Below are 20,220 nucleotides of genomic sequence, written 5' to 3'. Positions count from 1 at the left end.
TCACACAGCCGCACCTTTCACTCAGCAGCGGTTCACCGAATTCACACACCTCCCCGTTCTGGTTTGATGAACATCGGAACAAATTGCACCAAGGGGAGGAAAACCTGTGGTTTCAGATCCGATCACCGGCCTGGAGATGGAACTTACCGACATGTGGCAGAAGGGACGGGCACGCTCGCGCGACGACGCACGCGCGATTCATCCCAAACTCGACCCCGCTCTGTACCACGTTCTCGTGATCCTGAGCCGGTCCGACGCCGTTCGGATGGCAGACCTGATCTCGATACTCAACATCGAGAAGTCGACACTGACCCGGCAGATCGATGCAGCGGCCAGGCTTGGTCTGGTCGAACGCATTCCCGATCCGGACGATGCCCGCGCAAAGTTGGTCGCGCTGACGCCCGAAGCCCGAACGAAGCTCACGACTTACCGCACCCAGCAGCTCGAACGCTGGCGTGCTCGTCTAGCGCAGTGGGACACCGATGACATCACCACTTTGACAGCCCTCTTACGTCGGCTCGCTCAGGCCAAGGACTGACACGAGAACATTTGTGGGTTAGGGCCAACTCGAACAGTCGGACGAACTTACCGGGTCACGACACTTCGGCTGCAGCACGCAGAATCAACTGGGTGACCTCGTGTGGGTGAGACGCCAACGATGCATGGCCTGCGTCGAGTTCCTCGATCTCGCGGGCACCGATACGCTCTGCCATCCATCGCTCGGTCTCCGGCGGAATCATTCGATCCTGCCCTGAGACCTGGTACCAACTGGGCTTCCCGCGCCATGCCGGCGGTCCTGACGGGTCCGAGAAGCACTGACCCGCAATGGGTTTCTGCGTCAATGCCATGACCAATGCTTCGGTGTCGTCGAGATCCTGGCTGAAGCTCTCCTGAAACTTGTCCGGGGCGATCCACAAGAAGCCCTCGGCATCCGGCGCGATGTTCGCCGCTCCCGCCGGCTGATCCGTGCGGGCGAAGATACTTCCCAGGCTGTCACCCTCGTCCGGCGCGAAGGCAGCGATATACACCAGTCCCACAACGTTTTCCGCATGGCCCGCGCCGGTGATCACCGCGCCGCCGTACGAGTGTCCGACCAGCAGGGTCGGGCCGTCCATCGATTCGGCCAGCTTCCTGGTGCGGTCCACGTCGTCGGCGAGCGAAGTAAGTGGATTCTGAACCGCAACCACTCGATGCCCGGCGTTGTGCAGGGTGGGTATGACGTGACGCCAATGAGAACCGTCCCCCCAGGCTCCATGCACCAAAACGATGTTTACCTTCTCTGCCATGACCAACTCCTCCAGATACGCAGTGCGACGAATACTCCGACGATCGGCAAGCCTTCGAAATCAGGGCCTTGCCTGTTACCCACGTTAAGGGGATCCTGGATCAATAACCATGACCAGATTGCCAAGTTTTTGTGCAGAAACGCCGAATACCCGAGACCACCGGAGTGATCGATCCATGACGAGCCCATCATCACAGCGGTACGTACCCACCACCGACGAGACTCGAACCCGGGATACCCTCTCGCACGTTCTCGAAGTCGTTCACCTACGCGGTGACCAGATTCATCGCTGCGTCCATGACGAGAACTTCACCGTGGAGGTCCCCGCTGGGGTGCGTGCACTTCACATTGCCGAGCACGGTGACATCGTGATCAGAACGCAGGGCAAGGCCCCGATCGAACTCAGCCCCGGGGAACTCGTACTGTTGCCTCACGGACTTGCCCACACGATCGAGAATGCGATTCCGATGGTTCCGATCACCGAGACTCGTTGGCTGTTCGGGACTTTCACACTCGACGACGTCGCAGCGCAGCGACTGCTCTCAGTTCTGCCGGACTTCGTCGAGTTGCGTGCGACGCCGGGGACCCCGGTCGAGTGGCTCGAGGTGAGCAGCCGACTGTTGGGTGCTGAGGTGGACGATCCGAAACCTGGTTCCTCCGTGATGGTTTCCCGGATTCTCGACCTTCTCTTCGTCCAGATTCTCAGAGCGTGGGCACGAGTCGACGGATCGAACGGCGGATGGCTGACCGCAGCCATGGATCCACGAATCGGGCAGGCTCTCGAGGCCGTACACAACGACCCGTCACGCAACTGGACCATCGACGAACTGGCCACGCTCTCCACGCTGTCGAGATCGTCTTTTGCAGAGCGCTTCTCGCGACTGGTCGGCCAGACACCCGGCGCTTACATTACCGAGCGCCGACTCGACCGCGCCGCCGAACTACTCGTGCAAACCACCGAGTCGGTCGGAACCATTGCAATAACTGTCGGCTACGAATCCGATGCCGCGTTCAGCCGCGCCTTCCGTCGACGATTCGACGCCTCACCGTTGAACTGGCGGAAATCCAACTCCCACAATCGCTGACGTCAGGTCGCCGCGATCACACCGGCGACCGGGATCCGGCCCAGAACTGCAACCCGGAAGTCCACCATCGCGCGCTCCACGTGATTGGCGCTCGAGACCACAACCACGCCGGTCGCGCCTCGATCGGCGAGAATCCGCGCAGAGTTCAGCGCGTTCTCCACCGTGGACCACGACGTGCCTTCTTCGGTGATCCGGCCCGGGTCAACGCCGTTGGCGACGAGCCATTCGCGCATGGCTCTGGCTTCAGTGACACCCGACTTCGGTGCCCCACCGCTCGTAATGATCGGAGACTGCGGGTACTGACGAGCTAGCTGCAGTGCCGCCTGAAGTCGGTCGACCAGCATCGGACGCATCGTGCCGTCATCGAAGAGTCCTGCACCGAGAACGACGATGTTGGTGCCCACCGGATTGAGGTCCAGCAACACCGGCGACTGACGCGTCAGCGTCTCAGCACTCGTGCACGCAAGGATGAGGGATCGCACCGGCGTCTGGCACCCACCCACCGTCGACAGGATGCCGTTGACGACCGTCGTCGGAGTGATGTCGGCGCTCGCTGTCGCCGGCGACAATCCCACACCGGCTGCGGCGATTACCGAAGCAGCAATCAATCCCTTCGTCAGAGACCTACGAACATTTGCCATGTAGCCGAACCCCCAAAAATTGTCGGTTGTCCAGCACACGGTAACGAACGTTTTGTCGCGATTGCATCATTTGACCTAAATTTACTGTTCACCGACCGTCACACAGACTAAACATGAAGGTTTCACAACGATTTGGTTTCGAAACCGTCATCTACCAGCGTCTCGATTCGACGCGCCCGCCGCATTTCCGATCTGAGCTGCAGCATCCCCGAGCAGGTGGGCGACACTGGACGGCAACAATTCGTTGTTGCAGATCACAATGTTGCATCCAGGTGTTCCGGCTCGCCCCGTCCCGACAATGGTGTCGAAGATCAGTTCGGGATTCGCGAAGCCGACAAGCTGTGACGGATCGTCGATCAGGGGACCGCCTGAACCGTGTGGAGAAGGCCCGACGTACGGAGGCGGCGGAACGTCGACGATCGAAGCGACGACAAGCCCCAAGAACTCCTGAAGATCAGGATTCGATTCACCGGTCAATCCCGCCGACGGGTCTGCAGGGTCGAAGTAGCTCGTCAATCCGTCCCTTACGATGACCAGGTCACGGCTGGGAACCACGACGATCAACTGCCCGAGCATTCCGACGAAACCGTAGAGGTCCCGAGGCGCGTTCTGCCACACCGGATGCGAAACATACTTGCTCACCGGCGCATTCACGGAATAGAAGTTCTCGCCCGCATTCACCCAGGTCAAGAAGCCGTACCCGCCATTGGACGGAGAGGGCGCGGACAACTCGTCGATGTAGGCGGAGTCGATCAACGTCTGATCGCGCCACGCGCCTCGTTGCACCATAAGCTGACCCAGTCTGGCCATGTCTCCCGGCCGGATCGCCAACCCACCGGCTCCGATGGTGTCACCGGAACGATCCCGCACCCATACCCAGTGGTCACGCGGAATCCCCAAGGGGCCGAACAACTCTTGTTGTACGAAATCCTGAAAGTCCCGTCCCGCCGCATTCTGGACGATCCGAGTCAGCACCGTGACAGTGGTCTGTCCGTACGCGAACTTGGTTCCTGGTTCGGCCACGAACGGAAGGTGCAGCGTCTGTTGCACCGCGTCTGTGTAGTAGCCCGCAATGTCAGCACCCCACGAGAAGTCGAGCCCGGACGACTGAGTCAGCAACTGCCGAACTGTGATGTCAGCGTGTTCCTGGTCAAGTCCCCCGATGTACTGACCGACTCGATCGTCGAGTCCCAACAATCCGAGTGTGTTCGCCCTGCCGACGGCGAGCGCAACTACGCCTTTCGACGAAGAAGCCAACGGGAACGGAATCGCATCGGCGACGCCGTCGACGTTGGACGCCGCGAGACATCCATGCCGCAACACACGTATGGACGTCGACGCTTTGGCTGTGCCGAAGTCGACTGCTTGTTGCAGCGCCGCAGCGTCGAACCCCAGTTCCGATGCGGGACGCTGTGTGAATTCCCCAGCCGTACCGGGGTTCTCGCAAGAGGGCGGGGAAGCTCCCACAGGTGCCGCGACTGAACCGGCAATCAACGCACCGAACAGGGGAATCAAAAGAGCGCGGCGAAAACCGCGAGAATCAGACACGTTCACAGAGAACCACAGCCGCATCACGTTTGGGAAGTGTCCGCCTCCATTCCGATTGCGCGACGCGCTCCCAGCGCCATGGTGACCTGCACAAGATCTTTCGGCGCCGACAGGTCAAGTCCTGTCAGGGAACTCGCTTTACGCAGGCGGTACACCACAGTATTCGGATGCACGTGCAACTGCTGGGCGGTGGCAGCTCGATCGAATCCGGAGTCGATGAAAGATTCGAGCGTCTCGAGCACGGCAAGATCGGACTCCAACGGCGACAACACATCTGCGAGGATCGGCAGCGCGGCGCTTGGCCGGGTCAGTTGATACTCGACTGCAAGATCCTTGAGACGAACGACCCCACTGGTACGTCCGTACTTTCGGGCAACGTTCAGCACCTCGCGCACCTGCTTCACCGCTGCGGGAACTGCTGCTGGTGCCGCGACGTCGACGGCGGCAACCGTCGATGCACCGATGACCTTCTCGAGATCACCCAACCGGCGACACAGGGCGAGGTACTGCGGACTCGATGCCCAGCTTCCCTCTGCGGGTTCCGATTCCACAATGGGAATCAAGACGGCTCCGCCGCTGCTGCCGAGCACCCCGAGGGCTTTGTCCCGCCCCACCTGATCCAGCTCTCGTTGCAGGTGGCGCACCTTTCTCCGCTCGGCAACGGCAGTGTCCACCTCGGTCGAGGACTCGTCGTCGTTGCGCTCGACGTGCAGCGCCACCACCCAGTACAGGCGCGCCAACCTGATGCCCACGTCGTCGGAGACCCGATCAACATCGACACCCGTCGAAAGTGCTACGAACAATGACCTTCGCGCAGAATCCTCGTCCGTCTGGGTGGCGTGGTCGGAACCGTAGCCGGCAAGAACCGCCGACGTCGACGCCGCAGCATATGCGTTCAAGAGTCGTCCGGTGCGCGCGAGAGCCACACCGTCTTGTGCGAGCGCCCATTCGGATATCGTCTCCCACCAAAGCCCCGCACCCAGGTGATAAGCCCGCAACACCTCGCCGAGCGGAACCAATTCCTGAGCTCGCTGACGGGCGGATTCACTGATGTCCGCGAGCGTCTCGGGCGCCAGATCAGCACCCGTCCGCAGCATCGAGATGAACAGTTCCAGATTGCGTCTGACGATGGTCGTGACGTCGTTCCGCAATGCCTCGTCGGGGAGCAAACGATAGAAGGTGACGTCGCGGTGCACCAGATCAACCGTCGCAATGACCAGCGGATGGGTGCGCTGCGCCAATCGGTCGGCCAGAGATCTGCCACCAACCATTATCGGCTCGAACGGCAGATCTTTGTTTCCAGACACAAAACCCTCCACAGAATTGAATTGCCACCACAAGGCCGACCTGCCTTTTTCCTATCACTATGTAACCCACGCCACTCACGAATTCACAATCAGTGGCATGACTGGAAGTCTCACCTTCGACCAATAGGAGCCCCGAGTGACGTGGAAGACGCGCAGCGCAGCCATTCTGGCAGGCGTCGTGACTGCCGGTTCGATCGCGGCTCTCGGGACCGGTGTGTCAAGCGCCGAGACACCTGTCAGCGCTATCCAGTACGTCGCACTCGGCGATTCCGCGGCGGCCGGCCCACTGGTCACCGCGCAGGACTCGTCGTCACCGGGCTGTCTACGATCACTCGACAACTACCCGTCCGTGGTGGCGCGAGAACTCGGCGCTCAACTCACGGATATGACCTGCTCGTCGGCGCGATCCGCCAACGTCACGGACACCGCACAATCGACGTTCTCCGGTCAAGTATCACCGCAGGCAACAGCATTGGGGCCTGATACCGACCTCGTCACCATCACCATCGGTGCCAACGACATCTCGTTGTTTCCGACAGTTCTGAGCTGCGTCAATCCACTCCCCGAACCCACCGGAACGTCCTGCCGTGACAAGTTCACCACCGGTGGCGTCGATCAGCAGCGACAGATGATCGAAAATGCCTCCGCAGGTTGGAGTTCCATGATCGACGTAGTTCGCGACCGGGCACCCTCGGCACGCATCGTCGTGATCGGATACGGGACGTACATCGCCAACGGTGGATGCCCCGGCACCCAGCCGTTCTGGCCACGCGACGCGGACTATCTCCAGAGTGTCATCGACTACGGCAACACGGTTATGGCAGCCACCGCGGCGCGTCACGGTATCGAGTACATCGACATCACCGAAGCCACTGCCGGACATGACATCTGCACAGACCCTGCCACTGCGTACTACACCGGTATCGTCCCCACCCAGCCGGCGGTTCCCCTGCATCCCACTGCGGCCGGCATGCAGGCGATCGGCAACGCCGTCGCCGACGCTCTGTCCTGAGCTTCTCCCCCAGCACAATTCATTCAGCACTCGCGAAAAGGGTGGAACAACCATGTCAATTCAACGAGACGCTCCGCCGCTACCGTCCGTCGACGGCGCCCCGGTCGGAACGCGTGACAAACTTCTCGGCGGCACACTCGTCGCACTGTTTCTCGCGAACATGCTCAACTTCTTCGACCGGGCAATCCCCTCGGTCGTCGCCGAGCCGATCAAGAACGAGTTTTCGCTCAGCGACTTGCAATTGGGGCTGATCACCTCTGCCTTCACCCTCGTCTACGCAATCGCCGGGCTGCCGCTCGGCCGGTTGGCCGACACGAAGAATCGCCCCAAGATCATCGGCATCGGCCTGCTGGTGTGGAGCGGGTTGACAGCGGCAACCGGTGCTGCCGGCAGCTACGTGCTGTTCATCCTCGCGCGCTTGGGTGTCGGTGTGGGCGAAGCGACCTTCACACCCGCCGCCAACTCGATGATCGGTGATATCTACCCAGCGGAACGACGCTCACGTGCTCTGGGTGTCTTCATGCTCGGCTTGCCGATCGGCCTCATGCTCGCCTACTTCACGGTCGGCAAGATCGCCGAGGCCTTCGACAGCTGGCGCGCACCGTTCTTCCTCGCCGCGATTCCCGGTGTCCTTCTGGCAGTTGTCCTCTACCGCATGGCCGATCCGGTTCGCGGTGGTTCCGAAAGTCCGGAGGCTCGCGCAGCCGCTGTTTCACAGGCCCCGATCACCCGGCCGATTCGTCGTCTGCTCGCAATTCCGACGCTTCGCTGGCTCATCCTTGCCGGACTGACATTCAACTTCGCTGCCTACGCGGTCAATTCGTTTGTCGTCCCGCTTCTGATGCGTCAGTACCACCTGAAACTGACTGCTGCGGCTTCGGTCACCGGAATCATCGTCGGAATCACGGGCCTGATCGGATTGCTTCTCGGTGCGCGCTACGCCGACAAGGCCAGCGCACACTCGCCGCGGGCACGTCTGATGATCGGCGTCGGAACCTCGGCATTGGCAGCGCCTTTGACGGCGCTGGCGCTGCTGCAGCACGGCGGGAGCGTCGTGATGTTCACTCTCTTGTTCTCCGCCGGCTGGTTGTTGGCCTACGGCTTCTACATCAGCGTTTACCCCGCTATTCACGACGTCGTGGTTCCCAGGCTCCGCGGCACTGCGACGGCGTTGTTCTTCGCTGCCATGTACCTTCTCGGCGGATTCTCGGGACCGGTTGCCGTGGGTGCGATCTCGGACTGGTTTGCCAATCGCGCTCTTGCCGACGCCGGTACCGGGAAGTTGGCTCAGTACGCCGGCGACGGGTTGAATTCGGCCATGTATCTCGTGCCGATCATGTTGGCACTCACCGCGGTATTCATTTACCTGGCTACCCGCACTGTCGGCAAGGACTCCGCGCGTATGCAAGCGGAACTGAGCCAGGCCTGACCGACAAGTTCACGGACGATGGCGGGGCTCCCCAGAGCCCCGCCATCGAGGTCAGTTCACCGTGATCGCCAGAGTCGACAGCATGGACCGCAACATGTCCGGCAAGCGAGCGATCATTCGCTGCTCGGTTATCCGAACGGAGACTGGCGCCGCCAGCGTCGCTCGCCACAGCTCCGGCTGATTCTTCATCAGGTTGTTGTAGACCGGGAGCAGCTGATCGTTGATATAGGTCCACCGACCGTCACGGTCTGCCCAGTTGAAGTCCGGAAGCGGTGTTTTCACAACGGCATTGCCCACCGCGAACGAAAGCGGGTTCGACTCGCGTGGCGGCACAACGCCCGGCATGGACGGTGATGCGGCGAAGGTGGTCAGGTAGGTCAACGAGCGACCGACGCTGCCGCGGTACGCCTTCGCCTCGTCCCACTGATCACCCACCGACTGGTACTGCTCGCGTCGCAGCAGACGCACATTGCCGTCGAAGACCGATTCCGGTGTCCCCGAAGCAATGTTGTTCCACGCGATGCGCGCGTTCTCGTCGAGCAGCCCCGCGCGATCGAGTTCGGCGATGCCGTCGACACCGTTGTGAACCCACGCCATGTGCATGGGAATCAGATCCGAGAAGATGTGTTTGCTCATCGCAATCACCTTGCCCTGGAACCACATCACGTCCTCGGGGCGAATTTCGTGACCGACCTGGAGCAGCGCCGCAATGTCCTCGGGAGCCCCCATCGACGTTGTGACCGGCGATCCGACGCGGTCGATCTCTCGCCACACCAGCGCCATCGCTTCGCTGATCGCCTGGACTTCCAGCACAACCCGCCCGTAGTCCAAGTCGAGGAGCCCACCGGCGAAGGCGGGCCCCACCATTCCGCCCATACCTGCCCACTGCAGTTCTTGATGCTCGAGTTGGAGTCGCTCGTAGAACTGGAAGGTGTTGGTGAGGTTTCCGAGATTCGCGTGCACTCCGTCGAACGGTGTCCACGAAGCGAGATCGATTCCTGCGGATTCGGTCCCGACCGCGAGCCAGTACTGCTCGAGCAGTGTTTGATAGCGACGCGGATCCAGTCCCGAGGCTCGGGCGGTATCCACCAAAGACCGAAGAGTTGCGGAATCCGACGGGAGTGACGGATGCAGACCGCCCGCGGCTTCGGCGTTTGCGTTCACCGCTTCCAGGTCGAGGTAGCTGTCGAGGACACCGTTGTTCGCGGACGCCCGGCCGCCGAGTACGACGGCTCCACCGACACCTGCCGAAGCGACGAGAACCGTGCGCGCAAAATCCCTGCGCGTCAGAGACTTCCGCATGCTCATCGTCCCTCAGCTTCGTCGAACGTCTTTGCCAGCCAGGCGATGTCCTGCATGCCCAACTGATCGGTCACGGTCTTGTACAGATTCGTCACGTAGTCGAGCGGTCCGCACTGCGACGGGATCAGGTCCACGTCACCGCCGTCTTCTCGATACGTCTGTGCCAACTGTTCTGCCTCACTGAAGGGGACGAGGAAATCGTCCTCACAGGAAGAAATCAGAAGCTTGGAGGACGGCGCTTGCTTTCCCAACGTGTTGTCCGCGTACGCCTCGGCCAGTGCCGGGATCGTTCGGGGCGCCGGGTTGGTGAGCAGGACGTCGAAGGGAACAAACGGAAGTCCGAGGTACAGCGCCTGACACGACGCGCGGAAGGCTGCGGCCACGTTGTGACCGATCGGAGTGAGGTGATCGTCGAGCCGGATGTCGGGGTAGCCCGCGTCGAATCCGAGAATGCTCGAGAAGACGAATCCCGAACCGATCCCACCGGCGGCCGTCTCCTCGAACGTTGCCGGGTCGATCATCATCGCTTGGATGGCGCTGGCCTGGACGTTCAATTCCGGCGCGTAGTCATGCGCCTGTTCCGCGGCAAACCCCGCCGCGACACCGCCTCCGGCGACCCCGTAGATACCCACAGGTGTATTTGATTCGAGGCCGGCTTCAGGAAGCGCAAGTGCTGCCCGCACACCGTCGAGCGTTGCCTTGCCCGAGAACTGTCCGATCGAGAACGGATGAGGTGAAGTGTCTCCGTCGTTGCCGACGTCGCTCATCATCACTGCCCAGCCGTGACCGAACATCTCTGCCACCGGGCCGAGCGCCGAGAACATCGCAGGGTCGCTCTGGTTGCCACCGGTCCACTGATGACTGGGCGCGCAGTTCGCGCCCAGGCTGTCGTTCGCCTCGGCGTATCCGATGACCTTGCGATCACCTGGCGCGGTTCCGTCCTCGGGAATCATCAGAATTCCGGTGCTGATCACCTGCCGACCGAAGTGATCGGTGGTTGTGTACATGAGCTGGTGAGCCGAGACCACGTCCGGACGGACCTGGTAGACCTGCACACTGACCGGACGCGCTTTGAGAAGAGTGCCAGGGGCGGTACCCGGCTCGATTTCGGGCTCGTCGAACCACGGATCGTCGGACGCGAGCCCGAGTGGAGTCAATTCGGTGGAAATATCAGCGCCTTGGAGTGCCTTCACGACCAACGGGTTGAACACGTCGGCCAGGTCGACGGTCTCCTGCGCACCAGCCGGCGACCCCACCGCAAACAAGGCCACTGCCAGGGCCGATGCCGTTCCGGCGCGCCATGACCACCGTCGCCACGTCGAGTCAAACATCGTTCACGAGTTCCTTACTTTCGGGTAATGAGCACCCCTACACTCCCATCCACCTGCAATAACAGACAAGTCGGGCACCGATCCGTTGGCCGAAAACCTCGATCGGGCTTAGGCTGACGGCACCTGTCCGGCAAGTCTGGCGTGGGAGGTTTGTCTGTGAGTGCACCGACCCGTGTATCGCGAGCTACCGGCGATTCACTCCGAGCTCGACCGCGGCCGTCCAACATCACGTGCAAAATTCTGATGGCCGTGACGGGACTGATCTTCTCCGCTTTCGTGCTCGTCCACATGATCGGAAACCTGAAGGTCTACACCGGTGCCGATCACTTCGACGACTACGCACACTGGCTTCGAACGGTGTTCGAACCCTTCCTGCCCTACGAGGGACTTCTGTGGATTCTTCGTATCGTCTTGCTAGCGTCATTGGTCGCACACGTCTGGTGCGCCTGGCTGCTGACCGTCCGCGGACGCCGAGCGCGAGGGAAATTTCGACGTAAAGGCATGGGAATCAAGTCTTTTACAGCGCGCACGATGCCCGTCACCGGAGCAGTGCTGCTGCTTTTCGTCATCTTCCACATACTCGACCTCACGACCGGAACCCGACCCATCGGCAGCAGCGAGTACGAAGCGGCCACGCGCACACAGAGTTACGCATACGACAATCTGATCGCCAGCTTCGAGCGTCCACTGGTGGCGGTGTTCTACATCGTCGCGATGGCCCTGCTGGCAATGCACCTCGCGCACGGACTTTGGAGTGCGGTCAACGATCTCGGCGTGACCGGTCAACGGCTGCGACAGATTGCCGTTGCACTCTCCGGAATCTTTGCGCTCGTCGTGATGGTCGGAAACATGTCGATCCCCATCGCAGTGATGACCGGTGTCATCTCGAAGACAGGAGCGTCATAAGTGAACAGCTTCGAACTCGACGATCTGCGCACCATCGGGGCGCCGGTGGACGGTAAGGTCCCGGCCGGCGATCCACAGACCGCCTGGCCCACTCGCAAGCTCGACTACAAGCTCGTCAGCCCACTCAACCGGCGCAAGTTCACGGTCATCGTCGTCGGTACCGGACTCGCGGGCGCGGCCTGCGCCGCCTCCCTCGGCGAACTGGGTTATCACGTCGAGTCCTTCACCTTCCACGATGCGCCACGCCGTGCACACAGCGTCGCCGCGCAGGGCGGCATCAACGCCGCTCGCGCTCGAAAGGTGGACAATGACAGCCTTGCCCGCTTCGTGAAGGACACGGTGAAGGGCGGCGATTTCCGGGGTCGCGAGGCCGACTGTTTCCGTCTCGCCGAAGAATCCGTACGCGTCATCGATCACATGAATGCCATCGGGGCACCGTTTGCTCGCGAGTACGGCGGCACTCTGGCCACCCGATCCTTCGGCGGCGTTCAGGTTTCGCGCACGTACTACACGCGCGGGCAAACGGGCCAGCAGTTGCAGATAGCGTCGTCGCAGGCACTGCAGCGTCAGATCGCAGCCGGAACGGTCAACCTCCACACCCGAACCGAGATGCTCGATCTCATCGTTTCGGACGGCCGAGCACAAGGGATAGTCACACGCGATCTCGTGACCGGCGAGATCGGTGCCACCACAGGCCATGCCGTCGTACTGGCCTCCGGTGGCTACGGCACCGTGTTCCACAAGTCCACTCTTGCCAAGAACTCCAACGCCACGGCCGCGTGGCGGGCGCACCGACGCGGTGCCCTGATGGCTTCGCCCTCGTTCATCCAATTCCATCCGACGGCACTTCCCGTCAACTCCGAGTGGCAGTCGAAAACCATTCTGATGAGCGAATCCCTACGCAACGACGGTCGGATCTGGGTACCGGCCAAGCCCGGAGACGATCGTGAGCCCGGCGACATTCCCGAAAATGAACGCGACTACTACCTCGAGCGCAAGTATCCGGCATTCGGGAACCTCTCTCCCCGCGACGTCTCTTCACGGGCCGCCCGCGAGCAAATCGACTCCGGTCACGGCGTCGGCCCGCTGAAAAACAGTGTGTACCTGGATTTTCGCGACGCGTTGGCACGGCTCGGCCGCAAGACCATCGAGGAGCGGTACGGAAATCTGTTCTCGATGTATCGCGACGCCACCAGCGAGGACCCGTACACCGTGCCGATGCGTATCGCCCCTGGAGCCCACTTCACCATGGGCGGACTCTGGAACGACTACGACCAGATGACCTCCATCCCTGGCCTGTTCGTCGGCGGCGAGGCCGGGTGGGGATATCACGGTGCCAACCGCCTCGGCGCCAATTCGCTGCTCTCGGCCTGCGTCGACGGATGGTTCACCCTTCCGTACGCGATTCCGAATTATCTTGCGCCGCTGCTCGGATCAGCACCTCTCGAACTTTCCGATCCCGCAGTGACGTCGACGCTCAGTGACGTGAGCGGTCGGGTAGACCTGCTGCTCTCGGTCGGCGGAACACACGGCCCCGACAGGTTCCATCGTCAACTGGGCGAGATCCTCTACGCGGGTTGCGGCGTCACCCGAACGGCCGAGGGCTTGACGAAGGCGATCGCCGAAATCCGAGCGCTACGAGCCGATTTCTGGTCGAACCTGCGAGTTGCCGGCAGCGGAAACCAGTTCAACCAGGAGTTGGAAAGGGCCGGCAGGGTAGCCGATTTCCTCGAGCTCGCCGAACTGATGTGCGTCGACGCACTCGATCGTGACGAGTCCTGTGGAGCGCATTTTCGTGCCGAACATCAGACTCCCGACGGCGAAGCACAACGCAACGATCAGGACTGGTGCTTCGTTTCGGCGTGGGAAACCGCCAAGGACGGCGGACACATTCGACACGACGAGCCGTTGTCCTTCACCGCTGTTCCACTGCAGACGAGGAACTACGTATGAAAATCACCGTGGACGTATGGCGCCAGTCCGGACCCGAATCGTCCGGAACGTTCGACACCTACCAGGTGGACGACGCGACAGTGGAGATGTCACTACTCGAGCTCCTCGACCGACTCAACGACCAACTCGTGGAGAGCGGCAACGAACCCATCGCCTTCGATTCCGACTGCCGTGAAGGGATCTGCGGGTCCTGCGGCATCACGGTCGACGACGTTCCCCACGGGCCGGTTGCGAACACTCCCACGTGCCGTCAGCACCTCCGAAGCTTCTCCGACGGTGACCGAATCAAACTGGAGCCGTTCCGCTCCACAGCCTTTCCGGTGGTCCGAGACCTCGTCGTCGATCGTTCGGCGCTCGACCGGGTGCTCGAAGCCGGTGGATACGTTTCGGTCAATGCAGGAACCGCGCCGGACGCGGACAGTCAGCCGCTCTCGCATCAAAGTGCCGAAGCGGCGCTGGACTTCGCCGCGTGCATCGGCTGCGGCGCCTGCGTGGCAGCCTGCCCCAACGGTGCCGCGCACCTCTTCACCGGTTCCAAACTGACCCATCTGTCCCTCGTCACGCAGGGACGCAACGAACGTGGCAAGCGGGCCCGAGCGATGTCGCACCAGATGGAGGCCGATTTCGGGCCGTGCTCGACCTACGGTGAGTGTGCCGATGTATGTCCCGCGGAGATACCTTTGACCGCGATTGCCGCTGTCAACAAGGAATCGATGCGATTCGGATTGCGGCGCAAGGACAACTGACAATCACCACGCGCCGATCAGCTTCATCCACGCCCCGCCGATGATCGTCCAGATCAGGATGATCACGACGCTCATCACGAACCCGATTCGGAACCATTCCGAAGTCTTGATGTATCCGGATCCGTAGATCACTCCGGCCGGGCCGGAAGCGTAGTGCGAGATTCCGCCGAACAAGCTGCCGATGAAGCCGAACACCAAGGCCGAGAACAGTGGCGGTGCACCGGTTGCCACTGCTGCGCCCAGGAATACCGCGTACATCGCAACGATCTGCGCGGTATTCGATGCGAACAGATAGTGCGCGTAGAAGTAGACCAGCGTCAGGATCGCAAAGGCCCAGATCCACGGCAATCCGTCGACGCTCGAAGAGACCTGCGTTCCGATCCACGAGATCACGCCGAGTTCTTCGAGATGGCTCGCCATGCCGACCAGAACGGCGAAGAACACGAGCGTCTGCCACGCCCCGGTGTCGTGGACGAGGTTGTTCCACGTCAGCACCTTGGTCACCAACAGGATGCCGATCCCGACGAAGGCTGTTGTAGTGGCATTGACGTTGAGTTGCGATCCGAGGCACCAGAGCACCAGCAGCAGAACGAAGGTGGCAGCCATGATCTTCTCGTTGCGACTGATCGGGCCCGCCTTGCGGAGTTCCTCCCGCGCTTGCTCGGGCGCCTTCGGTGTCTTCAACATCGTGGGCGGGAAGATCTTCGACATCACCCACGGAATCGCGATGAGACTCGCAATCCCCGGAACCGAGGCTGCCAGCGCCCATTTGCCCCACGAGATGTCGATGCCGATCTTGGCCGCCGCATCGACGGCCACGGGATTACCCGCCATGGCGGTGATGAACATCGCCGAGGTGACAACGTTGACTTGCAACGAGGTGAGCAGCAGATACGCTCCGAGTTTCTTGCGAGAGTCCTCGGGCTCGGGATTGGAGTCCTCCAACTTGCTCAGCGAGACGATGATCGGATAGACGACGCCACCCGCACGGGCGGTGTTCGACGGCGTCGCCGGAGCAAGTATCAAGTCCGTCAACGCCATTCCGTACGACAAACCGAGGCTCGACTTGCCGAGCTTGGTCACGAACATGAGCGCGACACGTTTGCCGAGTCCGGTGACCAGAAAGCCTTCGGCGATGAAGAACGACGCGACGATCAGCCAGATCGTCGTGTTGCTGAACCCGGACAGCGCTTCGCTCGGCGTCTCGGTCTGGGTGATCATGGCGATCGACAGACCGACCAGCGCCACGGAACCCGTCGGCAGGGGCTGCAAGATCAACGCCACGATGGTGCCGACGAAGATTCCGAGCATGTGCATGCCCTTGGGATCCACACCGTCCGGAACAGGCATGAAATAGATGATCAAGCCGAGGATGACGGGCACAGCAGCCGGATAGTACCGCCTGAGCACCGATTGTTTCGACGGCTCCGTCGGCGGTGTCTTTGCCGGCGGTGTCTTTGCCGGCGGTGTCGTTCCAGCGAGAGACTCGGTGCTTTCGGATTTGGCCTCGGACATGTATATCTCCTCGACTTCTCGCCCCAGGTGATCGCCCCAGATGATTGTCCCCCAAACGTCCGGTTTTCGTGCGGTCAATCGAAGTTCGAGAGAATGCCCTCCTGCGGTATCCACTGCTCTGGATTCCACAGGAGGGCTCATCCCCGGGCGCAGACTGCGGCCCTGGGGTGCGACACATCTCCCTCAAAAGGGTGCGCCGATCGATCAACAGGAGGCGCCGGCGTGCCGCAAGCTTGAATCTCGAAGAGATCCTGTTTCGGTGTTGCTTCAGCATGCCGGTCGGTGCTCGTCAGCACACGGGTCGAATGGCCTGTTCGTCTACCTGTTTTCCGCTCAGCACCGAGTACACCGACGTTTTTCCTCGGCCTACAAACAGGTATGCCGCCGGGTAATTGAGCCGTTGTCGGCAAGCGTGCCGCGCCGCCAATCTGGTCATACCTCGGAACCACGATCTGGCGACGAGCGCCCGGCCCACCTCAATCACATTTCAGCACTGACGATTTCGAGTGCCGCGATATGCCGCAAACCACTGCAGCGCCACGCCGAGCCGAGATCGCTGTCCCTTCAGACCGATCAAAGGAAAGAATCATGGGAATTCACCGGAAGAACAATCGTTCTCGCGCCAAACGATCCGTCACGACAGCCGCAGGAGCAGGCGCTCTCGCACTTGCCTGCACCATCGTTACCACGGGCGTTGCCAGTGCGCACGATTGGTCGCAAGTTGCCATGTGCGAGAGTTCCGGAGACTGGAACATCAACACCGGCAACGGCTTCTACGGAGGGCTCCAGTTCACACAGTCGACGTGGGACGCATACAAACCGGCAGGCGCGCCGGACCGGGCCGACCTGGCGTCGAAATTCGATCAAGTCGCGGCTGCGGAGGCAACCCTCTCAGCTCAGGGCATCGGTGCGTGGCCGGTCTGCGGCGCCTACCTCGGCTGGGGCGGCACCACCCCTGATTCGACCACCTCGGCTCCCTCGTCGGCAGGTTCAGCGGGCGACACGGTGACAGTTTCCGCGGGCGATACGTTGTTCAACCTTGCTTCTGCGAAAGGGATTCGTTGGCAGGATGTTTGGGCCAGGAATAGCTGCATCGCCGATCCCCACCTGATCTTCGCGGGTGATGTGATCCAATTCTGAAGCAAGACCGCCGAGAGGTAGACCCACGAATCGAGAACATTCGTATCGGGCCGACGACCGGTTGCGCCATCTATTGTCGGGAGTGTGACGGAATCCGACGCCCACGAAAACTCGACTGAATCAACTGAATCGACTGTGGCCGATCACCCGAGAAAACGCCCACTGTGGCGTGAGATTCTGATCCTCGTTGTGGTCGCACTCGTGCTGAGTGTTGTCATTCAGAACTTCGTCGGACGTATTTTTCTGATCCCGTCGGAGTCCATGGAACCGACGCTTCACGGATGTACCGCCTGCACCGGAGACAAGATCCTCGTCGACCGGATCAGTTATCGATTCGGGGATCCACAACCTGGGGACGTGGTCGTGTTCAAGGGACCCGAATCCTGGAACGACGAGTATCGATCCATTCGCTCCGACAACTCGGTGATTCGCGCGCTTCAGGGACTTGGGTCCATCGTCGGATTGGTCCCACCGGACGAAAACGACCTCGTCAAGCGGGTAGTCGCGGTTGGAGGCCAAACCGTACAGTGCCTGTCCGAGGACGAGGGGCTCAGAGTGAACGGCAAACCGCTGACGGAGCCGTACATCGACGATCGCATTCCCGGCAACGGCATCCCCTGCCAAGGAAAGTATTTCGGTCCGGTCACCGTTCCCGACGGGAACCTGTGGGTGATGGGCGACAACCGCGCCCATTCGAAGGATTCACGATTCCATCTCGAAGACGAACACAGTGGAACAGTGCCGATCGACAATGTGATCGGCAAGGTTCAACTGATCGTCCTTCCCTTCTCACGGTGGGGAACTGTGAGTTCGTTCGATCCGCAGTGACCAACCGAATCAGCCAGTAGGAAAGCATCTTCGGACTACACGGTCGACACAACTCCGCATTCGGACGATCATCGAGCACATCTGTTGCCGAAGGTAGGAGAACCGCATGCGTGCACGACGCATCACCGCCAATCTCAAGGTCGCCGATGTCGGAACCGCCAGGAGTTTCTACTCCGACTATCTCGGTCTGAGTACCGAAGAGTTCAACATGGGGTGGGTCGCTCGCTACACCTCACCCGACACCGGTGCGCACGTACAGCTCGTCACGCACGACGCGACGGCGGCCGAGGACTCGGTCATCTCCGTCCACGCTGACGACGTCGACGGCGCCTACGAAGAGGCCCGCAGACTCGGCTACGAAATCGTGCACCCCATTACGACCGAAGAGTGGGGTGTTCGCCGATTCCTCGTCAGGGCGCCGGACGGCAACGTCGTCAACATCGTGCAACACCGGGACTGAACGAACACCGGGACTGAGCGAACACCGGGACTGAGCACTTGAAAGACGTCGCTCGACGTTTTAGGTCATTTGACCTAGAGTTGAGAGCATGAAAGATTCCTTGCAGTATTCAGCCGACGGCCCGATCCTCGTGGCCGGCGGATACGGAACCGTGGGCAGCGCCCTGACCGCCCTGCTCGCCCCCGACTTCCCACTGCTCCTCACCGGGCGTACCCCCGAGCGCGGCAACGAACTGGCGCGCCGTCACGGTGCCACCGTCCGCCGCTGGGACCTCCTCGACCCGACGCCTTTCGACGCGTCGGTACGCGCGGTCGTGTCGACGGTCAACGATCCCCACGATCGTGTGCTGTCCGCTGCCGTCGAGGCCGGGATCCCCTACGTCGACATCACTCGCTGGACAACCCGCGTCGCCCGCGCCGCAACTCTGGCGGGTCAGATGTCGCCGAGCGCACCGGTGTACCTCTCGTCCGGCTGGATGGGCGGAGTCACCAACGTCGTCGCCGCAGCGTTGGCCGAGGAACTGGGCGGCGCAACCGCGATCGACGTCTCGATTCGCTACGACGTCAACGACATTGCCGGGCTCGACTCCGTCGACTTCATCGATCGTCTCGGCCAGGATTTCGAGGTGATGCAGCAAGGCAACCCGATCACCGTCAGCCCGTTGACGGATACACGCTGGATCGACTTTCCCGGATCGCGCACCAAGGTCGGAAGAATCGACACTCCGGAACAATTCACGTTTCCCATGACCCTCGGCGCCGAAACTGCCAGTACTCGAATCGGTTTCAGTTCGAATGCATCCACAACTGCCCTGCTCGCCGCCAAGAAGGTGGGCCTGTTCCGTTGGGGTCGCGGTGACCGCTTCACGCCGCTACGACGCGGACTCCTGTACTCGCCCGGCAAGGGCGGGAGCGCGCAAGTACGCATCGATGTCACCGGCCCGGACGCCGCGGCAAGCGCAACGATCGTCGATCCTCGAGGTCAAGCCCACCTCACTGCGGTGGGCGGCGCGATGGCCGTCAGACATGCTTTGGCCGACGATGCTCAGCCGGGAGTTGCTTTCCCCGAGTCGCTTCCGAATCCGTGCAGCACCGTCTCCGAGTTGGAGAACTTCGGGGTGGCAGTATTGCGGGCATGACCCCTTCCAAGGGTGCCGCCCGCGCGGCAGCACTTCTCGACGCAGCAGAACAGGTCCTCACCACGCAGGGCAATGCCAACTCGGCAATGCGCGATTTCGCGGCCGCTGCCGGAGTGCGGGTGGGGCATCTGCAGCACTACTACCCCACCCGTGCAGACCTGATCCGCGCGGTGATGTCACGTGCATTGACTCGTTCACTGGATCGCCTCGCTGCCATCACAGACACGGATCAGAGCCTTTCCCGCGAAGAGTCCGAGCACTTCATCGCAGTCCTGCTCGGAGAACAGGATGACCAGGCCACCGTGCGTCTGTACGTCGAAGTGTGGGCGATTGCTGCGGCAGACGAGGAAGTGGCGGTGGTGGTTCGAGACTTCTACGCGCAGTACATCGCACACGTCGAGCGCGCTGTTGCGTGTGCACAACCGGATCTGGATGCTGCGGGCCTTGGTGCAACGGCGCAGACCATCGTGAGCCTGCTCGAGGGTTCCGCCGTTCTCCGCTCAGGCATTGCCGGCCGAAAGTCGCAGGCTTCGGACCGAAAGCTGGTGAACACGCTGCAGTACCTGATTCACGGGTCCTGACTCGGACGTATCG

General features: G+C 61.6%; 19 protein-coding genes. 12 read left to right on the top strand and 7 right to left on the bottom strand.

Annotated features, from left to right (window positions below):
* Nucleotides 1-106: 106 nt before the first annotated feature.
* On the top strand, nucleotides 107-538 hold the full coding sequence (locus ACFQ6Y_RS01550; RefSeq protein WP_378541948.1) for a MarR family winged helix-turn-helix transcriptional regulator: 432 nt from the start codon (nucleotides 107-109) through the stop codon (nucleotides 536-538).
* Between the two features lie 55 nt (nucleotides 539-593).
* On the opposite strand, the gene ACFQ6Y_RS01545 is transcribed toward ACFQ6Y_RS01550, so the two are convergent.
* A complete protein-coding gene (locus tag ACFQ6Y_RS01545) occupies nucleotides 594-1,286 on the bottom strand; it encodes an alpha/beta hydrolase (RefSeq protein WP_378530827.1) in 693 nt (230 codons plus the stop codon).
* 175 nt (nucleotides 1,287-1,461) lie between these two features.
* Here ACFQ6Y_RS01545 and ACFQ6Y_RS01540 point away from each other — a divergent pair, with 175 nt between their 5' ends.
* Nucleotides 1,462-2,370: an AraC family transcriptional regulator gene (locus ACFQ6Y_RS01540; RefSeq protein ID WP_378628184.1), complete on the top strand. Its 909-nt coding sequence runs from the start codon at nucleotides 1,462-1,464 to the stop codon at nucleotides 2,368-2,370.
* A 2-nt stretch (nucleotides 2,371-2,372) separates the two neighbouring features.
* Here ACFQ6Y_RS01540 and ACFQ6Y_RS01535 read toward each other — a convergent pair whose 3' ends face one another.
* From ACFQ6Y_RS01535 to ACFQ6Y_RS01525, 3 genes are all read right to left on the bottom strand, one after another.
* The gene (locus ACFQ6Y_RS01535) at nucleotides 2,373-3,011 is read right to left on the bottom strand and encodes a YdcF family protein (protein ID WP_378541944.1); all 639 of its coding nucleotides are present in this window, start codon (nucleotides 3,009-3,011) and stop codon (nucleotides 2,373-2,375) included.
* Nucleotides 3,012-3,158: 147 nt separating this feature from the next.
* Nucleotides 3,159-4,559 carry a serine hydrolase domain-containing protein gene (locus ACFQ6Y_RS01530; protein ID WP_378628180.1) on the bottom strand — a complete coding sequence of 467 codons (1,401 nt, stop codon included), beginning with the start codon at nucleotides 4,557-4,559 and terminating at the stop codon, nucleotides 3,159-3,161.
* Between the two features lie 23 nt (nucleotides 4,560-4,582).
* Nucleotides 4,583-5,866, bottom strand: a complete 1,284-nt coding sequence (locus ACFQ6Y_RS01525) for a PucR family transcriptional regulator (RefSeq protein WP_378628176.1) — start codon at nucleotides 5,864-5,866, stop codon at nucleotides 4,583-4,585.
* Nucleotides 5,867-6,002: 136 nt separating this feature from the next.
* On the opposite strand from ACFQ6Y_RS01525, the gene ACFQ6Y_RS01520 reads away from it, so the two are divergent.
* A complete protein-coding gene (locus ACFQ6Y_RS01520; RefSeq protein WP_378628173.1) occupies nucleotides 6,003-6,878 on the top strand; it encodes an SGNH/GDSL hydrolase family protein in 876 nt (291 codons plus the stop codon).
* A gap of 52 nt (nucleotides 6,879-6,930) precedes the next feature.
* On the top strand, nucleotides 6,931-8,307 hold the full coding sequence (locus tag ACFQ6Y_RS01515; protein WP_378628171.1) for a spinster family MFS transporter: 1,377 nt from the start codon (nucleotides 6,931-6,933) through the stop codon (nucleotides 8,305-8,307).
* A gap of 51 nt (nucleotides 8,308-8,358) precedes the next feature.
* Here ACFQ6Y_RS01515 and ACFQ6Y_RS01510 read toward each other — a convergent pair whose 3' ends face one another.
* On the bottom strand, nucleotides 8,359-9,609 hold the full coding sequence (locus ACFQ6Y_RS01510) for a Tat pathway signal protein (RefSeq protein ID WP_378628167.1): 1,251 nt from the start codon (nucleotides 9,607-9,609) through the stop codon (nucleotides 8,359-8,361).
* A gap of 2 nt (nucleotides 9,610-9,611) precedes the next feature.
* The gene (locus tag ACFQ6Y_RS01505; RefSeq protein WP_378530809.1) at nucleotides 9,612-10,940 is read right to left on the bottom strand and encodes a lipase family protein; all 1,329 of its coding nucleotides are present in this window, start codon (nucleotides 10,938-10,940) and stop codon (nucleotides 9,612-9,614) included.
* A gap of 156 nt (nucleotides 10,941-11,096) precedes the next feature.
* On the opposite strand from ACFQ6Y_RS01505, the gene ACFQ6Y_RS01500 reads away from it, so the two are divergent.
* Genes ACFQ6Y_RS01500 through ACFQ6Y_RS01490 form a run of 3 tightly spaced genes read left to right on the top strand, consistent with a single transcriptional unit; the run spans nucleotide 11,097 to nucleotide 14,545 of the window.
* Nucleotides 11,097-11,846, top strand: coding sequence for a succinate dehydrogenase cytochrome b subunit (locus ACFQ6Y_RS01500; protein ID WP_378628165.1), 750 nt, complete (start codon nucleotides 11,097-11,099; stop codon nucleotides 11,844-11,846).
* Nucleotides 11,847-13,799, top strand: a complete 1,953-nt coding sequence (locus tag ACFQ6Y_RS01495) for a fumarate reductase/succinate dehydrogenase flavoprotein subunit (RefSeq protein ID WP_378628162.1) — start codon at nucleotides 11,847-11,849, stop codon at nucleotides 13,797-13,799.
* A complete protein-coding gene (locus ACFQ6Y_RS01490; RefSeq protein WP_378628159.1) occupies nucleotides 13,796-14,545 on the top strand; it encodes a succinate dehydrogenase/fumarate reductase iron-sulfur subunit in 750 nt (249 codons plus the stop codon). Before ACFQ6Y_RS01495 ends, ACFQ6Y_RS01490 begins: the two co-directional genes overlap by 4 nt.
* A gap of 3 nt (nucleotides 14,546-14,548) precedes the next feature.
* Here ACFQ6Y_RS01490 and ACFQ6Y_RS01485 read toward each other — a convergent pair whose 3' ends face one another.
* Entirely contained in the window at nucleotides 14,549-16,060 is a 1,512-nt protein-coding gene (locus ACFQ6Y_RS01485) for an anion permease (protein WP_378628156.1), read from the bottom strand.
* A 588-nt stretch (nucleotides 16,061-16,648) separates the two neighbouring features.
* Between ACFQ6Y_RS01485 and ACFQ6Y_RS01480 the strand changes: the two genes are divergently transcribed.
* From ACFQ6Y_RS01480 to ACFQ6Y_RS01460, 5 genes are all read left to right on the top strand, one after another.
* Nucleotides 16,649-17,200: a transglycosylase family protein gene (locus tag ACFQ6Y_RS01480; protein WP_378628153.1), complete on the top strand. Its 552-nt coding sequence runs from the start codon at nucleotides 16,649-16,651 to the stop codon at nucleotides 17,198-17,200.
* Between the two features lie 84 nt (nucleotides 17,201-17,284).
* Nucleotides 17,285-18,028, top strand: a complete 744-nt coding sequence (gene lepB / locus ACFQ6Y_RS01475) for a signal peptidase I (protein ID WP_378628149.1) — start codon at nucleotides 17,285-17,287, stop codon at nucleotides 18,026-18,028.
* 106 nt (nucleotides 18,029-18,134) lie between these two features.
* Nucleotides 18,135-18,488 carry a VOC family protein gene (locus ACFQ6Y_RS01470; protein ID WP_378541914.1) on the top strand — a complete coding sequence of 118 codons (354 nt, stop codon included), beginning with the start codon at nucleotides 18,135-18,137 and terminating at the stop codon, nucleotides 18,486-18,488.
* Nucleotides 18,489-18,576: 88 nt separating this feature from the next.
* Nucleotides 18,577-19,626: a saccharopine dehydrogenase family protein gene (locus ACFQ6Y_RS01465; RefSeq protein ID WP_378628145.1), complete on the top strand. Its 1,050-nt coding sequence runs from the start codon at nucleotides 18,577-18,579 to the stop codon at nucleotides 19,624-19,626.
* A complete protein-coding gene (locus tag ACFQ6Y_RS01460) occupies nucleotides 19,623-20,207 on the top strand; it encodes a TetR family transcriptional regulator (RefSeq protein ID WP_378628142.1) in 585 nt (194 codons plus the stop codon). Before ACFQ6Y_RS01465 ends, ACFQ6Y_RS01460 begins: the two co-directional genes overlap by 4 nt.
* Nucleotides 20,208-20,220: the final 13 nt, after the last annotated feature.

It is taken from the genome of Rhodococcus sp. NPDC056516 (assembly GCF_042794655.1).
Classification (GTDB): Bacteria; Actinomycetota; Actinomycetes; order Mycobacteriales; family Mycobacteriaceae; genus Rhodococcus_F.
This window is presented reverse-complemented; position numbering and strand designations above follow the sequence as displayed.